Genomic DNA, 21552 nt, shown 5'->3' on the forward strand with positions numbered 1-21552 from the left:
AGATCAATTCCAGCACTTTTTTAATTTCGGATGATAATATATGTTAAATAAAGGACATAACCTATGACAAGAATAACCCCTTCTGTTTTCCTAATTTTATAATTTGTTCTAGAAAAAACTAATAATAATACAGTCAGAGCAATCATTATAATGATATCGATCACTACTTTTCCGTTTACATCTAGCGGCGTAATAACAGCGGAAGATCCAAGAACAAATAATATATTAAAAATATTACTTCCTACAATATTACCAATAGCGATTTCACTTTCTTTCTTAATAGCTGCTGTTATGGAGGTCACTAATTCGGGTAGAGATGTACCGATTGCAATAATAGTTAACCCAACCAAAGCTTCACTCATTCCCCAGGAATAGGCAATATCTTTACCATTATCAACAACCATTTGTCCGCCAATAATTATCCCAGCTAGCCCTAGTAACGTTAACAGAATATTTTTACCCCACTTAATATCGTGCGAAGATTTTTCTTGGGTTACATTCTCTCTACTTTTCAACGCTACCTCAATGACATAATACATGAAGACAGACAAGAATAATAAAAAGATTAATCCATCGCTACGAGAGATGTAATTCACGTCAAACCCCTGAAGCACTGTATCACTAATCAAAACTAATAGCGCCACACTAGCCAACAGCGTAAATGGAATTTCTTTACGAATGGTTTCATTTTCTACTTTGATCGGGAAAATAATGGTCGCAATCCCGACAACTAAGGTTAAATTAAAGATATTACTTCCGATAACATTCCCCATTGATACATCAGCTGTTCCTTCTAATGCAGCAATGATACTCACCGTCGCCTCTGGTGAACTAGTTCCAAAAGCTACAATGGTTAATCCAATTAAAATAGTAGGAACACGTAATAATTTTGCTATATTGGATGAACCATCTACAAATAAATCTGCCCCTTTAATTAATAAAACAAATCCAATAATTAACCATATGTAAGCCATATCAACAATCTTCCTTTTCGATAGTTTTAAAGACATTTTCCTTAAATATATTCCATCCATAGTATTACGTATTAATGTACCAAATAGTAACAAAAAACATGTGAACTTTTTGTAAATATATTAATTGGTCTTCACATTATTTTCATTTTCTTTTTCATAGTAGCTACTCCATCTCAATATAAATGATGTTAAAATAAAACAAAAGTTAACACATACAATCACATTATCAATTTATTATCTACCAATTACAAAAACTTTAAAAGCAAGCTTACATTATACTCTTGTCATTCCATTATTGGATCACAATACGATAAATAAATATAACAATTTTTAACAAGACGTTAGGTCGGAAGGAGAAACCAATGTTATCTAGCAAAAACAGACAACAAAAACAAAAGCAAGCTTCGAATTATAAACTTTTCTGGCGATGGCATTTTTATGCAGGACTTATCATTTCACCATTTCTTCTTATCCTAGCTATCACTGGATCCATTTATTTATTTAAGCCTCAAATAGAGCAAATCATCTATCAAGATTATTATGAAGTAACTCCTGAGGGTGATCGAATTCCACCATCTCAACTGATGGAAAAAGTTAAAAACGAATATCCTAATGCAGTAATAACAGCGTATCGACCTGGGGAGGATGCCACACGCTCAAGCGAATTCCATATTACAATGGATGATCAATCATCAACTATTTTTATTGATCCATACTCAGGCAAATCCTTAGGAAAATTAAATAACGAAGATAGAATAATGGACAAAATCGAGGAATTTCATGGGGAACTAATGGCTGGAACTTTAGGTGACCGTATTGTGGAATTAGCTGCTTGCTGGGCAATTGTATTAATTGTAACTGGCCTTTACATGTGGTTTCCCAGAAACAAGCTTCGAATATCTGGTGTCTTAGTACCGAGATTAACTAGCAAAAAACGAATACTTCGAAGGGATTTACATGTAGTTCCCGCCTTTTGGATAACAGCAGGGATGTTATTCTTAATCCTGACTGGACTACCTTGGTCAGGGTTTTGGGGAACGAATTTTCAAACAGTAACGACTAATTTGGGTAATGGTTACCCTCCTTCTGTTTGGGTTGGTAACGCCCCAACCTCCCAAATAGAAACAAAAGATATTGCAGAAGTCCCTTGGGCTGCAGAAACTTTAGATGTACCCAAATCGGACATTCAAGGTAGGGTTCCTGTTTCTATCGACGACATTGTAGCAATTGCTGATCGAGAAGGTGTGCATTCGAGTTATACATTGTATCTTCCTCAAGAAAATACAGGAGTTTACACGCTTTCAGCTTTTCCTCCTAAAGCGCAAGACGAAATCACTATGCATATTGATCAGTACTCGGGAAAAGTTTTAGCAGATTACCGCTATGATAATTATGGATCAATTGGAAAAGTCGTTGCATGGGGTATCACTCTTCATAAAGGAACACAATTTGGGTTTATAAACCAACTCATCAGCTTATTCATATGCATTGGTATTGTTTTTGTTGCACTTAGTGGACTTTATCTATGGTGGAAACGAAAGCCAGATGATGGCTTAGGAGCACCAAAGGCACCTCCGATTTATAGCATGAAGCTCTTCTTCATTTTAATAATTGGATTAGGCCTTACTTTTCCATTAGTTGGTTTATCTATTATCTTTGTTTATTTAATAGATCGATTCGTTATACGCAAGATATCAAAACTTCGAAATTTCTTTCATGCTTAAAGGAGGAACGAATATGAATCGATTACTATCTACTTCGATACTATTCACGTTATTCATACTATTAAGCGGATGTACCCTTAATTCAAATGTCGCCCAACTGTATAAACAAGAACCAAATCTAGATGCAGAAATAACTTTAGACGATTCCATATCAACCAAAGAAGAACAAACTATAGAAATTCTTCTCACAAAAGATGGAAATCCCGTTGACCAGGTAGATAACATTCATGTTGAAATTTGGAAGCAAGACGGATCAATACCTACCATTCACAAAATACCTGATAATCGTGGCAATGGAAAATACCAATTAACAACTTCCTTCTCAAGTGAAGGTCTCTATTTTATAAAGGCCCATATTAAGCATCAAGATTCTGAAATAATACCCAAACAACAATTTATTGTTGGAGAATTATCAGATAACGATCTTGAATATTTACAGAAAGATATACCTGAACAAGAAAGGTCTCATGACCATCATCATTAACAGACTACTTAAAAGAGACTGAGGTAGTATAAGTATCTTATAATTCGTACGGATTCACCGGAAACCGTTTGAATTATTTTTTTACATAAAACAGGTTCTATCATCCCTCCGTCAAAAAACTCCGTATCAGCGTTTATTTCACCTTGTTTTATCATTCGGCTTTTTGGTTACCTATTTTTAGTTGTGTCCCAGCCCCTTTATCTATTAAAATTTTAAATAATTGAATTATCTAAATCCAATCAGTAAAATTTGTCCTATAAGGCAAATTAGGTGCAAGATCAAGTTAAGGATAGAAAAAAAACAGATATTCTTACATTGAATTTAGAAAGGGAGGCCAATTTTCATGATTGTTAGAGAACAACCAGATGGATTTATTATGATTGAACAAGATCATCATGCACGAGTCTCTGGTGATATGATTAGACAATGGAATACGTTCCATTTGCCAAATTCTCCATTTCAATCCTCGTTGTTTTTAGCCATTGATCAGCATGATGGTGGCTGGAAAGCTTATGATCAGGATCCGTTTTGGAACGACTATCATCAAGTCCCCTATAGCTTCACCGATTTCCCCAATCCAGTTAAAACATTGCTTTACACAAATGGAATTGAAAATGTTGAAGCTCATGATTCATACGCAGCATTATTATGCAGTTTTCATTATACTCGGTTTCTTTTAGACGATAATCAATTAGAAAGTCGCCAGTTTGTTAGCCAAGAAAGATTGCGGCAGCAACGAATTATTCGCCAGCTTCCAGAATTTCGTTTTGATATATTCATGAAGCATTATGGTCTTTTACAGTTATGTGATAACCTTTCATTATTTCTATGCATCAATGAACCTGGTAAAAACGAACATCCCTTCTTTAAAAATGGAATCCCGATACCAGATACATTAGATTGTTTTCATGGAAAATCACTAGAAATAACTTGGAAAGATAACCATACATTACGTGTTAATGAATTTCCATTTCAAAAGGATACATCCTTTGGTTATTCATATAAATGGGTGACTAAACGCGAAATAACTACGAATGGTCTTATCCGTGCATACAAGCAATCTTCTTTTAAACAAATATCGTTTTCCATTGTATCTTAACTATGTTGCCATAGGGATAGGGCAAACAGAGCCAAGGGTACAGTACGAGGCGGAAGACCGGGGTAAGCGATTTTCCTTCCCCTCGGTTAGCTGGGGCTGTCCCGCCAATTATCGTCTCTTTTTAGGTTAGGAATTATCTTTTATTTCCCAGCCCGATTTTTATTATGTCTGCTGTTGAACGAAAGGATCATTTGCAGCAACATCTCTATCAATCAGTAATTTTCTGGTTGGTAAAGCGATAGAAACCGCTTCTCTTTCCAGAATATCAAGAATCTCCAGATTAACAGATTCTCTAATCTTTAAATAATCTCCCCAATCGGTTGTTTTCGTAAAGAAATACAGAAAAACATCGAGTCCATTTTCTTTATAGGTATCAAAATTAACAAAGATTGTATCTTGATGAATGTTGTTATTCTCTCTTAATGACAATTCAATTTGAGATACAACACTCTCCACTTTTTCTCTTGATGTGTCGTACGTAAGACGTAAACTAAAAGTTATTTGTCTTTTCCCCATTTTACTCCAGTTCGTTATGGATTCATTTGCTAATGTTGCGTTGGGAACGGTAACTAATGCTTGAGCGAAGGTTCTGATTTTCGTACTTCGAAAAGAGATATCTTCAACGGTACCTTCTACACTTGGTGTAAGAATCCAATCGCCAATTGTAAATGGTTTTTCTGTAATGATAATAATGCCCCCAAATAAATTAGCCAATGCATCCTTAGCTGCCAAAGCGAACGCAAGTCCGCCAATCCCTAATCCAGCAACAAAACCATTGACATCATAGCCAAACTCTTGAGCAATAACACTAAAACTAATTGCAACGATAATGAGCCTGATAGCTTTTGAAAAGAAGGGAATAAGAATGGAATCAATCTTTAAATGAAATCGCTTATTTAATTTGGTAAACATCAACGATGAAGATGAAGATAAATTAAATAACCCCCAACCGATCATAAAAATGATGGATGATCGTATGACATGCATAAAAAACACATGGTCTTGATCGAGGTACGGAAATATTCGAACAGAAACATAAACCCCAAGTATTAAGATCAATCCCTGTATAGGTTGTTCAAATGACAAGCGTAATTGCAAAAAGAAGCCGTTAAGTCGATGCTTACTTATTTTTAATAGCAGTAGAAATAAATTCCTAGTAATTACTTTTTTAAGCAAATAAAACATGAAAAAAACAACAACAGCTAAACTACAATAAATCAGCTTTTCATAGGTTTGTAAAAATTGAAGAAATTCTAAAGACATAACGCAAATTTACCCCCAAAAGATGTTTATTACTATATGTATATATTCATCAGAGGAAGAATAGACATGCAGTCTGTTATGTTGAATACCAGTGGCACAACAAAAAGACACTACTGGCGTTCATTCGTAGTGTCTTTGGAACTGAATCGTTCGTCAAAAAAATGATGGCGTGTTATTGCTATAACATAATATTCGTTTGTCGTTTTTGAAAATCCATTTCTTTGTAATACGTGTTTTTGACAAGAATATTTGGTCCGAGGCATTTGACAGCTGGACAATGACAATTCAATGATTTAGCCGTATCTGTTTGCATCCAACGCGCATAAGCTTCTGGTAAAGACGTTGTCTGAATATTTCCGAGTTTTGGCTCATCTCCAAAATCCGTAACAATGATATCCCCTGAGAAGATATTGACATTTAATCTGGATCGTCCGTCTGGATCATTCCTGACTGAGACATTTTTTTCTTGAAAAAGACGCTTTTGTAACGCTATATCTTCTGTGGATGAGCTACAAGGATAAAAAGGTAACGTCCCAAATAGCATCCATGTATCTGGATCACGATGATCTAATAATCTTTCAATGCCAATCCGCATTTCTTCTAACGATAAGGTTTCTAAATTACTGGCAAAGTCTACTGGATACATTGGGTGGATTTCATGGCGTGTACATCCCATTTCTAAAACATGGTCATGAATTTTTTCTAAATAAGGGTAGGTTCGGCCGTTTAGCATGGTTTCAGCAGAAACCATGACGCCTGCCCTTGATAATTTTTGGGAATTAGCCACCATTCGTTCAAAATATTTCTTTCGATTTTCCTCCGTCGGTTTTCTCTCCATCCTCGCAAAACCAGTCGCTGCAAATTCTTCTGCTGTCCCCCAATTATGTGAAATATGTAATACATCTAAATATGGGATGATCTCTTCATATCGGCTATAAGGCAATGTTAAATTGGAATTTATTTGTGTCTTAACGCCACGTTGATGTGCATATTGTAGCAATGGCAGTACATAATTACGAACCGATTTTTTTGACATCATTGGCTCTCCGCCAGTAATACTTAAGGTCCGCAGATGAGGAATTTCATCTAATCGCTGTTCCATTAATTCCATTGGCAAAGCATCGGGATCCTTTCCTTGCAGTGTATAACCAACAGCACAATGGGCACAGCGCATATTACAAAGCGTTGTTGTTGTAAATTCAATGTTAGACAATGTCATTTCCCCATACTGTTCCACATCTAAATATGCTTCCCAAGGATCATAGGATGGGGACATTGTTTGTCTCGCTTCTGATAATTTCACGTGAAAAACCCTCTCTATACAAAATACTCTATCATTATCTTATCATGTATCAGCTTATTCCGTCTGTATCTGTTACAAAATAAGAATGATTTGCAATGAAATGGGCAACACTAAAAACAGCGAAACTTGATTGAAAATAGGATGGTGATTCTAATGGAAAGAAAAGATCCAAATAAGCCTAATAACATTGAAAATGAAGATACCTTAACGACAAGGCAAGGGCACCCCGTTACCAATAATCAAAATATCCGCACAGTAGGAAATCGTGGACCAGCAACGTTGGAGAACTATGATTTTATTGAAAAGATTAGTCATTTTGACCGTGAAAAAGTCCCTGAACGGATTGTTCATGCTCGTGGAGCAGGAGCACATGGTTATTTTGAAACATATGGAACGGCTGGCGATGAGCCAGTATCTAAGTATACAAGAGCAAAAGTCTTTCAGGATAAGGGAAAACAGACACCTGTTTTTATTCGATTCTCCACAGTAGTTCATGGTAACCACTCTCCAGAAACGGTACGAGATCCACGTGGGTTTGCTGTTAAATTTTATACGGAAGATGGAAACTGGGATTTGGTAGGAAATAATCTCAAAATCTTTTTCATTCGAGATGCCATGAAATTTCCAGACATGATTCATGCTTTCCGACCAGATCCGGTTACGAATATCCAAGACAGTGAGCGTTTCTTTGACTTTTGCGCTAATTCACCAGAGAGCTTTCATATGGTGACATTTGTTTATTCTCCCTGGGGTATACCTGCAAACTATCGAATGATGCAAGGTTCGGGAGTAAATACGTACAAATGGGTAAATGAAGAAGGGGAAGCCGTACTAGTTAAGTATCATTGGGAACCGAAACAGGGAATTAAGAACTTAACTCAACAAGAAGCAAATGAAATTCAAGCAACCAATTTCAATCATGCTACCCAAGACTTATATGATGCGATTGAGAGAGGTGACTATCCAGAGTGGGAGTTATTTGTCCAAATTATGAGCGACGATGATCATCCCGAGTTAGATTTTGACCCACTGGATGATACAAAATTATGGCCAGAGGATAAGTTTCCGTGGTTACCAGTTGGAAAAATGGTATTAAATAAAAACCCGGAAAACTATTTTACGGAAGTAGAACAAGCAGCATTTGGAACCGGAGTTCTTGTTGATGGACTCGACTTCTCAGATGACAAAATGCTGCAAGGGAGAACCTTTTCCTATTCAGATACACAACGCTATCGGGTAGGCGCAAACTATTTACAGGTTCCAATAAATGCTGCTAAGAAGCGAGTTGCTACCAATCAGGAAGGCGGTCAATTACGCCAACAAAACGATAAAGCACCTGGTCAAAACCCTCATGTTAACTATGAGCCTTCGGTATTAGGGGGACTAAAAGAAGCAGAACAAACAGGAAAAGAATACACCCCTGAAGTAAAAGGCGAGCTTGTGCGTGAATCCATTGAAAGAAACAATAACACAAAACAAGCAGGCGAAACATTCCGTCGTTTCAAGGACTGGGAAAAAGATGATTTAATTACAAATCTAGTTAATGATATTTCCGTATGCGACCAACGAATTCAAGACAAAATGATTGCTCTTGCTGAAGAAGCAGATGAAGAATATGGCCGTCGCTTGCGTGAAGGGATAGAAGAAGCGAAGAAAATGATGATGGATGAGACAAGTAAAAATCCGTTAGGCAATAAAGATAGTGAAAACGCACCAGAACAGGCTATTGAAAAAGGACACGACGCCGACCCATATTAAAAAGGTAAAGCTCCCAATTCGGGAGCTTTAGTTTTTTGGTATATTCAAAATCCTGAGGCGGTAAGCATTCATCGCTGTTTCCCCTAACTGGTCCAGTAAATTGTAATTAGCGTAGGCACCAACAATTGCTCCAAAACCTGGGACTAATTGTAATAATTTAACTAAATCAATATAATCACGATACTCTTGCTGAAAAGCCCGCCAATCCATATCTAATAAATGCTGCTTTTCCTGTTCCCAATTTTCGATAATGCGCATGGTCTGTTTCCGTGTTTTTTCATTAGAGAAGGCTAATTGAAAGATATGTAAAATGAATAATCGTTCTTCATATTCCTTCGTATTAAAGCCATATATCGTAGCAGCTTCAAATAGAAACTTTAATTTAATTGAAAGTAACAATGGGAAATCAGCAAATCCCAGTAATATTCCACCTGCACCGGTCCCTGCGCCTTCCGCAGATGCAGTTTTTCTATAAGTAGATAACTTTTCTTTTACAAGTTGATCTTGCTGATACAAATTCAATTCCTGTACTTCTGGTTTTCGCGTAGTCACATGAGAACCAACCAAAGTTGCCTTCACCATATTTTTAATACTATCGGTTATGATACCGTGTATCTTCTCAGGAATCCAATTGTTTATTTTTGTTTGTGCTTTTTTAGAAAGCTGATTAAATAAGCTAGGTTTCGCATACATCTTTTTACGCCATTGTGCTAACTCTTGGGAAACGATGTCCTCATAAGCAACCAAAAAATGACCTCCTCACTTACAATTTTCAACTAATATATTGCATTTTTCATATTCCCATTTTTATTGTATACTGTTTAGTATACTAAAAATTATTCAGGAAGGGGGAGTAGATATGCCAATACCTTCAGATCATTCCAAGCCAGTTCGACAATCCGCGAAAGAAAGTGCATTTAATCAAATTCAACAATGGATTATAGATGGTACCTTACAACCTGGTGAGAAGCTTAATGATTCTGAACTTGCTCAAGCATTAGGCGTAAGTAGAACGCCAGTCAGAGAGTCCTTACAACTTTTAGAAGTGCAAGGGTTCGTAAAGATGTTTCCTGGGAAAGCTACACAAGTAACCGATGTTGAAAAGGAATCGATGAATGATTTGTTACCGCCTTTAGCCGTTTTACAAGCTTTATCAGCAGAATTGGCTATTGAAAACTTAACAGAAGATATCATTGCGGTTTTGGAAGAGGTTAACGAGAGGTTTGCCAAGGCCATTCGCTCTGAGAACTACTATGCTGCATTAAAAATTGATGAAGAATTTCATCAAATCATTGTAGATGCTGCTAATAATCCTTATATCCACAATATTATTGCTAACTTACAGGCCCATGTAAGACGATTATTCTTCCATAACTCCATCATTCTAACCGAAAAATCCATAGAAGAACATAGCCAAATTATTAAACTTATGAAAGAAGGTAATAATGAGGCATTAGCTCCGATTATGAAGGAAAACTGGTTACGTACCATTCAAGAATTTCAAGCATTAAAATAGCATTTATAGGTAGGTTTATAAACGATGAAACCGACTTTCTCTAGTAGAAAGTCGGTTTTTTTAGTTAAGCATGAACGGTCGATGCTTTTTGAATTCGGATAACAACACCAGTAACTATCATTACGATACATGCAGGAAGTAACCAACCAAGCCCTTCTGGATAAAGTGGTAATACTGTTTCGTAGAATGAAATTATTGGGAGCATCCAATCAAAATATGGTATTCCTACTGACTCACACAATGATTTTAAACCATCAATACTACTGATTAAAAAAGTTACAGATATAACTGAAATATAAACAGCTCGTCTATGATAAAACAATGGAGATAAGAATGCTAATAACATTAACACAATCGCTAAAGGATATAAAAACATTAATACAGGTATAGAGTAGGTAATAATATTCGCAAGCCCAAAATTAGCTATAACAAACGTTATAAATGCGAAAAATACAACAAATTTCTTATAACTTACTTTCGGAAATAGCGAATGAAAATATTCTGCACAAGCTGTTGTTAAACCAATGCTCGTCGTTAAGCAGGCTAAGGTAATAACGATGGCTAATAAAATTAAACCGAATGTTCCAAAATAATGCGTTGCTGCACTGCTTAACACTGGTCCACCAGTATCAAATATTCCGTAAACTTCCGTACTCGTAGCACCTAAATAAGCAATTCCAACATATATTGCACCTAATAAAACGATGGCAACAGATCCTGCCTTTGCAGTCGCTCCTAGTATCTCCCTTTTGGAGGTAATACCAAGTGAACGAATTGCTTTAATAACGATAATACCAAATACAAGCGAAGCTAAAGCATCCATTGTATTGTATCCTTCCAAAAACCCTTTCACAAATGCACCATTTGTATATGCTTCTTGAGGGTATTGCAAGGCGCCCATTGGCTGAAAGACAACCATAGCTAGCAACACTACAAGTAATACAACAATGCCAGGCGCTAGTATCTTTCCAACATAATCGACAATTTTCGCAGGATACAGCGAAAAAAGTAACGTTACGAAGAAGAAACCAAGTGTAAAAATCAGTAAGCCTCCTTGCTGGAATCCTTCACTAACAAATGGTGAAATACCAACATCATATGCTACTGTCCCTGTTCGGGGAGCAGCAAAAAAAGGGCCAATGGTTAAATAAAGTAACGAAGTAAATAAGACGCCATATATTGGATGAATTCTACCTGCCAAATCCTGGAGATTTTTACTACCAGAAAAACTCATAGCCAGAATACCTAAAAGCGGTAACCCTACTCCCGTAATTAAAAAGCCAAATACCGCCTGCCATACATTCTCTCCAGCAAGTTGTCCAAGTTGAGCAGGAAAAATTAAATTACCAGCTCCAAAGAATAACGCAAACAACATCACACCTATAGTTGCGTACGATGAAAATGTAAGTTTTTCCTTCATAAATATGCCCTCTCCCAGATGTAAAATTTTAGTTTATATTGTTTAATTTATATGCAATATATCGATGTTGTTAATCATACTATCTTTTTGCGTAACATGCAATATATTACGTGTAATTTTTTCATAATTTAGACAGGTATGTGACTAAAATTTGAAGACAAAAAATGTAAATCTTTATTTCCAATCAAAAATCAGTACGTGATAAAATTTGCTGCTTCGAGGAACAATCCTATTTCTAAATATAATATTCCCTCACACAATTCTGTAAATTGCTTCCATTTCTCAATCCACAATTGCGCTCCCAGAGAGGTTAGAATCCCATCATTTTGTTTCTCCTATCGTTTTCAATAATAAACACCCCAAACATACTAAGATTAGTAGTACAAAACCAAGGCCATGGTTTTGTGCTACTATTTTTTTATAGTAGGAGTGAAGAAAAGCCGATCTAACTTTGGGATCAATATTGAATCCGCACCCCAAACAGGCTCACTTCACACCCTTATTTGAATCAAGTTAGTATGTTGGGTCCCTAGAGATCGTGTATAAGAAAGTGGAATCGATAAGGTTATGTGAAGACTTCTATGAGTAATTAATTGGAGGAGACGAAATGAAACCTGTAGTTGCGCTCGATGTAAGTAAAGGTAAAAGTACGATAGTTATTTATGATCAAAAACGCTGTATATTTGAAGGGGAAATAAATCATTGTCAAGCGGACTTCGAATCACTTCGTAAGCGAATGATATTGTTAGAACAACAAAAGGGTCAAAGACCGGAAATTGTTTTTGAAGCGACTGGGGTTTATTCAATGGCTTTGGAAAAATTTCTTCAAGATCGTGGATACATATATTGCCGCTTAAATCCACTTGAGGCAAAACTTCAGACAGCAGCTATGCGAAGAAATAAGACCGATAAAAGCGATGCGCATGAGTTGGCTAAAACACACTTTAAAATAAACCGTAAGCCAATGTTTCAACAAGACACCTATTATAATCAAATGCGTGCCCTATCACGTTATTACGACGAAGTTGATGAAGAATTAATCCAACTACGGGGCAAAATGCATGCGATTTTACAATTATCTTTTCCGGAACTAGAACGAATGATTACACCAAGCTCAGCACTCTTTTTGAACATCGTTCAATTGTATCCGCAGCCATCATTTTTATTGGTACATTCAAAAACAGTAATAGAAATAGCCTGAAAAAGAATACCAAAAAAAATCTTTCTCTTAAACTAGCAGATAAGAAGGCACAAGAGCTTTTACTAGTTGCCAAAAACTCATACCCAGCTATCGATGCATCGGATGTACGTTGTGAACAAGTAAGGGATTACGCAAGCAGAATTGCAGACTTAAGAGATAAGAAAGAAGAAATTATCGCAAAAATGGTTGCCTTATCTCTTGATAGAAAGGAATATCATATCCTTCGTTCATTCCCTGGCATTGGTGATGCGACGGCATGTAGAATTATTGGTGAACTAGGAGATATACGACGGTTTAAAAATGCCAAACAGCTGAATGCATACGTTGGAATTGATATTATGCGATATCAGTCAGGTAATACACAATATAGAGATCGTATCAATAAACGTGGCAATAAGAAACTACGGAAAATATTATATTTCATGATTTTTTCCATGATTTCATTACGAAAAAAAGGACAGAATCACATCGTTGATTACTATGACAAATTAAAAAAACAACCTCAGAGGAAACCTCATAAGGTTGCGATGATAGCGTGTATAAATAAGTTCTTGAAAGTGGCATTTCACCTTATTTCACACAACATACCATACGATTATGAAATTGCTTCTACTCATTCATAATCACCTAGGCTAATCTCACTATACCATAAAGACCTTGCGAAAAAAATGGAAAAACGTCAGGTCTATTAGTCATGCGGAAATTTTGACTTACTCAGGAGGTTTATCCCCCCTGAATAAATCAAGGTAAATAATTCAAATAAATTGTGTAAAACACTTGACTGGAGGTAAGAAAAGTTAGAAAACAAATCCAACTTTGAGGTGCCTTAAAACAAAGGGGGTTCTACTCCCTCTAGTCGCAGCTACTCCCCTTTCATGTCACCGATCTGTTAATTGCTGCTGGGCAAATTCTCTATATAATGCGTGCCGATCCATTAGTTCTTGATGTTTTCCCACCCCTGTTATTTCTCCATTTTCGATAAATATAATTTTATCCGCATCTACAATCGTTGATAGGCGGTGAGCGATTACAAAGGTTGTGCGTCCTTCCATTAATTTAGTTAAGGCTTGTTGAACAACCTTTTCTGATTGACTATCTAAACTGGCAGTTGCTTCATCCATCATCAGTATACTTGGGTTACGTAGAAATGCTCGAGCTATATTAATGCGTTGCCTTTGTCCCCCAGATAGTTTAACTCCCCTTTCGCCAACCTTTGTATCTAATTGATCGGGAAACGTTGCTATAAACCTATCTGCATAAGCCATCTTGGTAACCAACCAAAGCCGGTCATCTGAAATATCTGTTGCGTCAGCTAAACCGTAGGTTAAGTTTTCTCTAATGGTACCAGCCATCATCGCACTTTCTTGTGAGACATAACCAATATGACTTCGCCATGTTTGCAACGACATTTTCTCAATCGACGTGTCACCAATGAAAATTTCACCTTCTGTTGGTTGGTAGAATCGTTCTAACAAACCGAATAACGTTGTTTTTCCCCCGCCGCTTGGACCAGCAAATGCGATCATTTCACCAGGATGGGCAGCAAAAGTGATATTTCTTAAAACTTGTTCTGTTGGATTATAGGAAAAGGATACATGATGAAACTGAATGATGCGATTTGCGTTTGTTAAAGAAGCACCATCTTTCCCTGGTTCCTCTGATAAATCCAAAATATCGATAATTCGCTCTGTTGCACCCTTTGCTTTTTGTAATTGGGTAAAAAACATAGCAAATGTGGTAATTGGCATAATGATTTGGAACAAATAAAGCAAGAATGCCACCAATGATCCGGTAGACATGGAACCATTGGCCACACGTATACCTCCATATCCAATAATAACCACTACTACAGCCATAATAATTAAGTACATAAGTGGCCCAATCAAAGCAAAGATTTTTGATTCTTTTAAGCCGAATGAATATAGCTTACTAATTCCATGTAATCCCTTTCGTTCCTCAAAAGGTTCCGCTGTAGACGACTTCATTAACCTTATTTCACTTAATGTTTGCTGAATATTACCAGTAAATACCGCCGTTTCATCCTGTAGACTTCGAGAGATCTTAGCCATTTTGCTACCTAATGGCATCATCAGTAAAATCGTTATGGGAACAGCAATTAACATCATCAGTGTCATTTGCCAATCCATAATTAATAGTATAGCAACGGCACCTATGATAGAAATTAACCCACTTATAAACTGTGGAAAATGCTGAGATATCAGATCTTTCACAATTCCGGTATCGTTGACCACACGACTTACCGATTCCCCACTGTTTGTTTTATCAAAATAGCTAACTGGTAGATGGATTAACTTCCTCCACATCCGTTCGCGAAGCCGGGCAACAATCTTCTGTCCAACTAATGCTAACATATAAGTAGATACACCATCGATTACGGCTTGCAAAATAAAAATAACCGCTATCATCACTATCAGCATGATACTCACCGATTCTAAGGAGAACCCATCAACCAATTCCCTAGTTAGCAGAGGGATACTTAGACCTACAAGTGTTGTGATTACACTACCAACTAATCCTATTGAAAGAGGGAGCTTTGGAATGTTGGTAGACAAGATAAACGAAATAAATAGCTTCAAATCATTACGGGATTTTTCCAATACCATGTACTCCTATCTTAGAATATCTATCCTTTTATTATAAATGAAAAAAGAACATAATACATGATTCTCCCCTTCCAGCCTTAAATAATAAAAACGCTGCTTTGTTCCACAAAACAGCGTTTTTATTTAAAAGCATGCCTTATCCACCAATATCCCGTTGACGATAACCAATAAACCCGAGTACCATCAAGCCTATTGCAGAAATTGTAAGGATGGTAACTGCAGTTATGTTCATATCTTCAATAGGTATCTGAGGTATATGCCCGAACGGGGACAAGCTGCTCATCCACTCAGGAAATTGAATTAGATTGCCTAAATACACAACAATAAATGAATAAATTAAATACCCCCATACCCAGTTACTTACCTGTGGGAGAAAGCCGATAAGAAATGCCGTCAGCCCAATCATTACCCACATCGCAGGCAAATAGACTATTGCCGCTTGATACACAACTGTAATATCCATTCCGTCATTAATCGATACAGAGCCTGCTGACCAAAGACCAAGTGCTGCCAAAGATAACATAACAAACGAAACAAGAATAGAAATGATTAATGAACTACTTAATAGCCGTGTACGAGAAACTGCACGACTTAACAAATGCTCTGTTCTATTTTTTCTTTCTTCACCCATTAATTTCAATTGTGCCATTAAAGCTGGTATCGTGCTAATCATAGCCATAATACTCATTAACATGGTAATAAATTGTTCTGTCAGCGAATAACCATCTACAGGTGCTAGCATTTGTTTCATCATATCAATATCTTCAAAAAAGGTATCTAAATCCCCTAATACGGAACCATAGGATGCACCTAATACAAACATTCCTATTGCCCAAGCAATTATCCCCGTACGTTGAAGACGAAAGGACAGCCCTAATGGACTTTTTAACAGTACAGATGCATATTTTTTACCTGGCTTGGCTGGTAAAAATCCAGAACCCAAATCCCGAATACCATTTAAATAGAGTGCCAATATACAAAGAATGAACGATACACCGATGGTTAATAGAATTGGCCACCAATAGTTATTAACATAAACCTTCGCTCCTAAAATCCAGCCCAATGGAGAAATCCAAGATAATGTCTCATTACTTACATCTCCAATCGCTCGTAAAATATAAGCAATACCCAGCACAAAGAAGGACAATCCAATAACACCACGGGAGTTCTCAGAAAGCTGTGCAAATACCGCTGTGATTGCTGTAAAGAAAAAGCCTATTGCCCCTAGGGCTGCACCATATAAAAGAGAACCCTCTAAGTCCATACTTTCAATATCTAATGCCGCTAAACCAAATCCAATGAGAAGCGCCATAAAAAAATTCGTCATGAAAACAACGTTTAACGATGCGAATAAATTTGATAACCTACCAGTTGGTAATGATCGGATCAGTTCAATTCGACCGTCTTCCTCATCTGATCTCGTATGCCTTGTAACTAATAAGATACTCATGATTGCCACCGTAATCGCTGTGAACAGGAGCATCTGATGTGCCATCATGGCTCCATATGTGTAATTATCCAGCCCATACCCTTGACCAACCATAGCTGTCATTGCAGGATTTAACATGGTTTCAGCAATCGCTTGACGATCCGCCTTTGATCCATAGAGATCCGTAAAAGATAAGGCAATGGTATAGGTAATGATAGCTAATGACAAAATCCAGACAGGAATTCGTATACGATCCCTCCGTAGGAGAAAACGAGACAACTTCCCTGTGTTTTTTGTTAAACCTGCCATTACACTTCCCTCCCAGCTCCAGCCGTTATATTCCCTTCATAATGTCTCATAAATAAATCCTCTAATGTTGGAGGAGCACTTTGCAGTTTCACCAAACCAAATTTACTAATATAACGTATGACATCATCCAATTTTTCGGTATCTACTTGAAAAGAAATTTCATTCCCTTCTCTTTCGATAGCATGTACGCCTTCGACTTCACTTAACGCAACAATATCTTGTTTTGTTTCTACTAATAAATTCGTTCGCGTCAGATGTCGCATTTCACTTAGAGATCCAGATTCAATAATCTTACCTTGCCGAATAATTCCAACACGGTCACATAACTTTTCTACTTCCGATAAAATATGACTAGAAAGCAAAATACTTTTACCAGCCTGTTTTGCTTCTAAGACACAATCTTGAAATACTTTCTCCATTAATGGGTCAAGACCGGAAGTAGGTTCGTCTAAAATATATAAATCTGCATCAGACGAGAAAGCAGCTACTAATGCCACTTTTTGCCGATTTCCTTTTGAATAAGTACGGCATTTTTTGGTTGGATCTAATTCAAATCGTTTGATCAAAGCCTCTCTTCGGCTTTGGTTATTTCCGCCACGTAATTTTACAAACAGATCAATAACTTCTCCTCCCGTTAAATTCGGCCATAAATTCACATCCCCTGGAACATAAGCAATTCGCTCATGAATAGAAACAGCATTGGACCACGCATCTTTACCAAAGATGGTTACGTTCCCTTTTGTCGCTTTTAATATCCCTAATAATATCCGAATGGTTGTTGATTTGCCTGCCCCATTGGGACCGATAAACCCATAAACTTCTCCTTCATTAACTTCTATATTCACACCATCTAACGCAGTAAACTTTCCAAATTTCTTTGTTAAGTTAGTTGTTTGTAACACAGGCATTTTTACTTCCCCCTTATGTTCGCATCTAAATTATGAAATATTTTAACCCATATATTTCATAATATATAAATAAAATTGTTTATGCAATAACTTATGAAATATATTTATTGTTTTATTACATATTTTTTATTAAAATTAGAATGAGGTGAAACTACTTGGATGGTTTTAAACGAAGACGCGAATTAAAAAAATCACATATATTGCAGGCTGCTTTAACATTATTCATGGATTTTGGCGTACAAAAAGTCTCTATTAAAGAAATTGCTACAAAAGCAAATGTATCTCAAGTAACGATTTACAATTATTTTGAGAGCAAAAACAACCTTGTTCATGAAGTAATTAAACATTATATAAGCGAAACATGGTGGGAGTTTGAGTCATTATTTGATAACGATTTACCCTTTCCTGAAAAGATAAAGAAGCTTATCTTCGCTAAGACAGAAACAGCCCAACATATCAATTCCAATTTCTACAATGTGATTATGAAAGAATATTCTGCTGGTATTAGTTATATTGAAGAGTTATACCAAAAAAAGGCGATACCGAAAATGATGGAGTTATTTGAAGAAGGGAAACGCGAAGGATATGTTGATCCAGATCTATCGAATGAGTCGATTTTAATGTATTTCCACATTTTTAAAGAAGCCATGCAGCGTGAAGATATATATAATAAAATACTGCCAATGACGGAAGATATCATGAAGATCTTATTCTATGGGATTATTGGGAAAGGAGATCATCCTAATTAGATCTTTCCGCTTGTAGAGAAGCAGCTATATGCCTCTACAAGCTTTTTTGTTGGTATGACCGAGTAACAATGGAAAACTTCATTTTATTCCTAAACAAGGAATTCACGCCTTTGTTTTAACTTTCCCCAATCAATCAGGCAATTTGGTACATACTATAACAAAAAACATCAAAAAATTTCGTTTGAAGCACGAAAAATTGAAGATATCCGTTTTTTTCATTATACTTAGTGCAAATGAAAGGAGATTACAAAATGGAACAAATGAAGCTTAAATCTGACGTTTTTTCTATTTTGAAAGATAAAATTCAACTGATTCAAAAAAATGAACGTGCCATATATTTGGTTGGACCGATTCAACTACCAGTCAATCTACAAGGTGAAACAACCGTATTCCAATGGTATTGCTGGCTTAATTATGATGAAGTCACGGAGGACTATGAAGAGATTATCCATAAATTAGCTTCTTCGAATCTGGCAGAGTATCAACAATCCAGTGTTTTAGTATACGGTGATTTCGCTAATGCTGAAAATGCCCTAATTCGTATGCACTCTATTTGTCATACTGGAGATATATTTGGAAGTAAACGATGCGATTGTGGATTTCAATTGAAGGAATCAATGAAACGTATAAAGGAAAATGGAGCCGGTGCGCTATTTTATTTAGCAAATCATGAAGGTAGAGGTATTGGTCTGTTTAGCAAAGCGATGGCTTACCTTCTTCAAGAGAATGGCTATGACACAGTTGAGGCAAACGAAGGACTCGGTTTTGTAAATGACGCTAGAAATTATGAAGATGCCATCCTTGTGTTAAAGACATTACGCAGCAAAGCAGTAACATTAATCACAAATAACCCCAGTAAATTGGATGCATTAGAAGAAGCTGGCCTTTCTGTTTCAGGGAGAACGCCATTATGGGGAGATATCTCGGAATACAACCGAAAATACTTACAGACCAAGGTAACTAAATCTGGCCACCTAAAATCCGAAGGGACTTGTTTTAATGACTAGTCATGCTGTTTATATGGATATTGCCTTAAACAATGCTAGAGCTATGAAAGGTCAAACGGACCCCAATCCATTAGTTGGGTCCGTCATCGTTAATCATAATCGAATTGTCGGTGTTGGAACCCATTTAAAAGCGGGGGAGCCACATGCTGAAATTCATGCCTTACGAATGGCCGGAGAGCAGGCACGAGGTGGTACGATTTATGTAACCCTTGAACCTTGTTCCCATCATGGTCGTACTGGTCCATGCGCAGAAGCCATCGTAAAAGCAGGTATTAAAACAGCAGTAATCGCAACGTTAGATCCAAACCCAATTGTTTCGGGAAATGGAGTAGCTATCTTAGAGGATGCAGGTATTAAAGTAATAGTTGGTATCAGACAAGCAGAAGCAGGTAAAATGAACGAAGTATTTAATACCTTTATAACCAAAAGACGCCCATTTATTACATTAAAATCAGGAATAACACTAGATGGCAAAGTTGCCAGTCATACCTTAAGCAGCAAATGGGTTACATCTGAAGAGGCTAGAGCAGATGTACATCAACTTCGACATGAACATATGGCGATTTTAACCGGGATTAATACAGTATTAAAAGATAATCCAGCATTAACAGCACGGATTCCAAACGGTAGAAACCCTCTACGAATCGTGATGGATTCTACATTAAAAATTCCACTTGATTACCAGCTTATTCAGGATAAACAAGCAGGTACATGGATATTTACAACTGAAAATTATGACAAACAAAAGCGTAAAGAATTGGAATCGCTTGGTATAATCGTTATTCCGACAGAAGGTACAAACACAGTTGATCCACGAAAAGTAATCACTTATTTAGGACAACACGGCATTTCTTCCTTGCTAATTGAAGCTGGTGGTGCAATCAATGCGTCATTTATTGAACATAGTTTAATAGATAAAATGATACTATATATGGCTCCTAAATTAATTGGGGGTAAACATGCTCCTAGCTTTCTTGAGGGAACAGGGATAAATGAGATGCATGATGCCATTGAGCTGAGCGAGACAGAAATACAGCCAATTGGCAAAGACTTTAAATGGACAGGTTATCCAATTTATAGTGACAAGAGGGATTGCGAATGAAATTTGGCTTTGACATTGATGATACACTAATCAATTTACGAGAACATGCCTTTCTCATTTATAGAGAAAAGTTAAATATGCAGCTACCGATGGAATCCTTCTATTCGCTACAGCGAGTAGAAATCCATGAACCTTTCGGACTTACTGATGAGGAAGGGAAAAAATTGTGGGAAAACACCCTAGAAACCATATATTATACAGATTGTCCAATCTTTCCTGGAGCTTTAAAAACAATCCAAGATTTAAAATATAGTGGGCATGATATCTATTATATTACTGCGCGACCACACAAACATGGCGAGCGTACAAAGGTATGGTTGAGAGAACAAGGCTTTCCTATTGAAGATGATAAATTCTACTATGGAATGAAAGATAATGAAAAAATTAACATTATTCATCAGTTGAACCTTGACTACTATGTAGATGATAAACCCACTGTGCTGCGTACGTTAAAAAATATAGATACAACACCAATCATAAAAGATCAATCCTATAATAAGGAATACAGAGAAGCCACTCGTCTCTTTCACTGGAGCGAATTCAAGCATATGTATGAAAAGAGCCTGAAACATAACAGAAAACGATAAATTGAAATCCGAATAAAATCAATATAATTCATTTAAAAACACAACTTGAAATACGGCATGCTCTGCGACTCCGTACCGAGCTAACTTGGGGCGTA

General features: G+C 36.6%; 17 protein-coding genes and 1 pseudogene. 10 read left to right on the forward strand and 8 right to left on the reverse strand.

Annotated features, from left to right (window positions below; translation table 11 throughout):
- Positions 1-20: 20 nt before the first annotated feature.
- Positions 21-974, reverse strand: coding sequence for a calcium/sodium antiporter (locus tag BN990_RS16745; RefSeq protein ID WP_021288854.1), 954 nt, complete (start codon positions 972-974; stop codon positions 21-23).
- 362 nt (positions 975-1336) lie between these two features.
- On the opposite strand from BN990_RS16745, the gene BN990_RS16750 reads away from it, so the two are divergent.
- The 3 genes from BN990_RS16750 (at position 1337) to BN990_RS16760 (ending at position 4281) form a co-directional block, all read left to right on the forward strand.
- Positions 1337-2698: a PepSY-associated TM helix domain-containing protein gene (locus BN990_RS16750; protein WP_038245838.1), complete on the forward strand. Its 1362-nt coding sequence runs from the start codon at positions 1337-1339 to the stop codon at positions 2696-2698.
- Positions 2699-2711: 13 nt separating this feature from the next.
- A complete protein-coding gene (locus BN990_RS16755) occupies positions 2712-3182 on the forward strand; it encodes a FixH family protein (protein WP_038245839.1) in 471 nt (156 codons plus the stop codon).
- 343 nt (positions 3183-3525) lie between these two features.
- A complete protein-coding gene (locus BN990_RS16760; protein ID WP_038245840.1) occupies positions 3526-4281 on the forward strand; it encodes a DUF3891 family protein in 756 nt (251 codons plus the stop codon).
- Positions 4282-4443: 162 nt separating this feature from the next.
- On the opposite strand, the gene BN990_RS16765 is transcribed toward BN990_RS16760, so the two are convergent.
- Together BN990_RS16765 and yfkAB are read right to left on the reverse strand one after the other, a co-directional pair.
- Positions 4444-5544 carry a mechanosensitive ion channel family protein gene (locus tag BN990_RS16765; RefSeq protein ID WP_038245841.1) on the reverse strand — a complete coding sequence of 367 codons (1101 nt, stop codon included), beginning with the start codon at positions 5542-5544 and terminating at the stop codon, positions 4444-4446.
- A 178-nt stretch (positions 5545-5722) separates the two neighbouring features.
- A complete protein-coding gene (gene yfkAB, locus BN990_RS16770; protein WP_031334918.1) occupies positions 5723-6820 on the reverse strand; it encodes a radical SAM/CxCxxxxC motif protein YfkAB in 1098 nt (365 codons plus the stop codon).
- A 180-nt stretch (positions 6821-7000) separates the two neighbouring features.
- On the opposite strand from yfkAB, the gene BN990_RS16775 reads away from it, so the two are divergent.
- Entirely contained in the window at positions 7001-8605 is a 1605-nt protein-coding gene (locus BN990_RS16775) for a catalase (RefSeq protein ID WP_038245842.1), read from the forward strand.
- Positions 8606-8632: 27 nt separating this feature from the next.
- On the opposite strand, the gene BN990_RS16780 is transcribed toward BN990_RS16775, so the two are convergent.
- Complete coding sequence (locus tag BN990_RS16780) at positions 8633-9352, reverse strand: EcsC family protein (RefSeq protein WP_038245843.1); 720 nt, start codon at positions 9350-9352, stop codon at positions 8633-8635.
- Positions 9353-9464: 112 nt separating this feature from the next.
- Here BN990_RS16780 and BN990_RS16785 point away from each other — a divergent pair, with 112 nt between their 5' ends.
- Entirely contained in the window at positions 9465-10121 is a 657-nt protein-coding gene (locus BN990_RS16785; protein WP_021288862.1) for a GntR family transcriptional regulator, read from the forward strand.
- 64 nt (positions 10122-10185) lie between these two features.
- On the opposite strand, the gene brnQ is transcribed toward BN990_RS16785, so the two are convergent.
- Positions 10186-11541 (reverse strand): branched-chain amino acid transport system II carrier protein, encoded by a 1356-nt coding sequence (gene brnQ, locus BN990_RS16790; protein WP_021288863.1) that lies wholly within the window; start codon positions 11539-11541, stop codon positions 10186-10188.
- Positions 11542-12148: 607 nt separating this feature from the next.
- On the opposite strand from brnQ, the pseudogene BN990_RS16795 reads away from it, so the two are divergent.
- Positions 12149-13365, forward strand: a pseudogene (locus BN990_RS16795) (IS110 family RNA-guided transposase).
- A gap of 255 nt (positions 13366-13620) precedes the next feature.
- Here the strand turns inward: BN990_RS16795 and BN990_RS16805 are convergent.
- From BN990_RS16805 to BN990_RS16815, 3 genes are all read right to left on the reverse strand, one after another.
- Positions 13621-15360, reverse strand: coding sequence for an ABC transporter ATP-binding protein (locus tag BN990_RS16805; protein WP_038245845.1), 1740 nt, complete (start codon positions 15358-15360; stop codon positions 13621-13623).
- Positions 15361-15502: 142 nt separating this feature from the next.
- Positions 15503-17104 carry an ABC transporter permease gene (locus BN990_RS16810; RefSeq protein WP_038245846.1) on the reverse strand — a complete coding sequence of 534 codons (1602 nt, stop codon included), beginning with the start codon at positions 17102-17104 and terminating at the stop codon, positions 15503-15505.
- Positions 17104-18012 carry an ABC transporter ATP-binding protein gene (locus tag BN990_RS16815; RefSeq protein ID WP_038245847.1) on the reverse strand — a complete coding sequence of 303 codons (909 nt, stop codon included), beginning with the start codon at positions 18010-18012 and terminating at the stop codon, positions 17104-17106. The genes BN990_RS16810 and BN990_RS16815 overlap by 1 nt, the downstream gene beginning before the upstream one ends.
- Before the next feature lie 155 nt (positions 18013-18167).
- On the opposite strand from BN990_RS16815, the gene BN990_RS16820 reads away from it, so the two are divergent.
- From BN990_RS16820 to BN990_RS16835, 4 genes are all read left to right on the forward strand, one after another.
- On the forward strand, positions 18168-18761 hold the full coding sequence (locus BN990_RS16820) for a TetR/AcrR family transcriptional regulator (protein ID WP_021290548.1): 594 nt from the start codon (positions 18168-18170) through the stop codon (positions 18759-18761).
- Positions 18762-19012: 251 nt separating this feature from the next.
- A complete protein-coding gene (locus BN990_RS16825; protein ID WP_021290547.1) occupies positions 19013-19768 on the forward strand; it encodes a GTP cyclohydrolase II in 756 nt (251 codons plus the stop codon).
- A complete protein-coding gene (gene ribD / locus BN990_RS16830; protein WP_038245848.1) occupies positions 19761-20870 on the forward strand; it encodes a bifunctional diaminohydroxyphosphoribosylaminopyrimidine deaminase/5-amino-6-(5-phosphoribosylamino)uracil reductase RibD in 1110 nt (369 codons plus the stop codon). The genes BN990_RS16825 and ribD overlap by 8 nt, the downstream gene beginning before the upstream one ends.
- Positions 20867-21457 (forward strand): 5' nucleotidase, NT5C type, encoded by a 591-nt coding sequence (locus BN990_RS16835; RefSeq protein ID WP_021290545.1) that lies wholly within the window; start codon positions 20867-20869, stop codon positions 21455-21457. The genes ribD and BN990_RS16835 overlap by 4 nt, the downstream gene beginning before the upstream one ends.
- Positions 21458-21552 lie beyond the last annotated feature (95 nt).

This window comes from Virgibacillus salexigens, assembly GCF_000723585.1.
Taxonomy (GTDB): Bacteria; Bacillota; Bacilli; order Bacillales; family Amphibacillaceae; genus Virgibacillus; species Virgibacillus salexigens.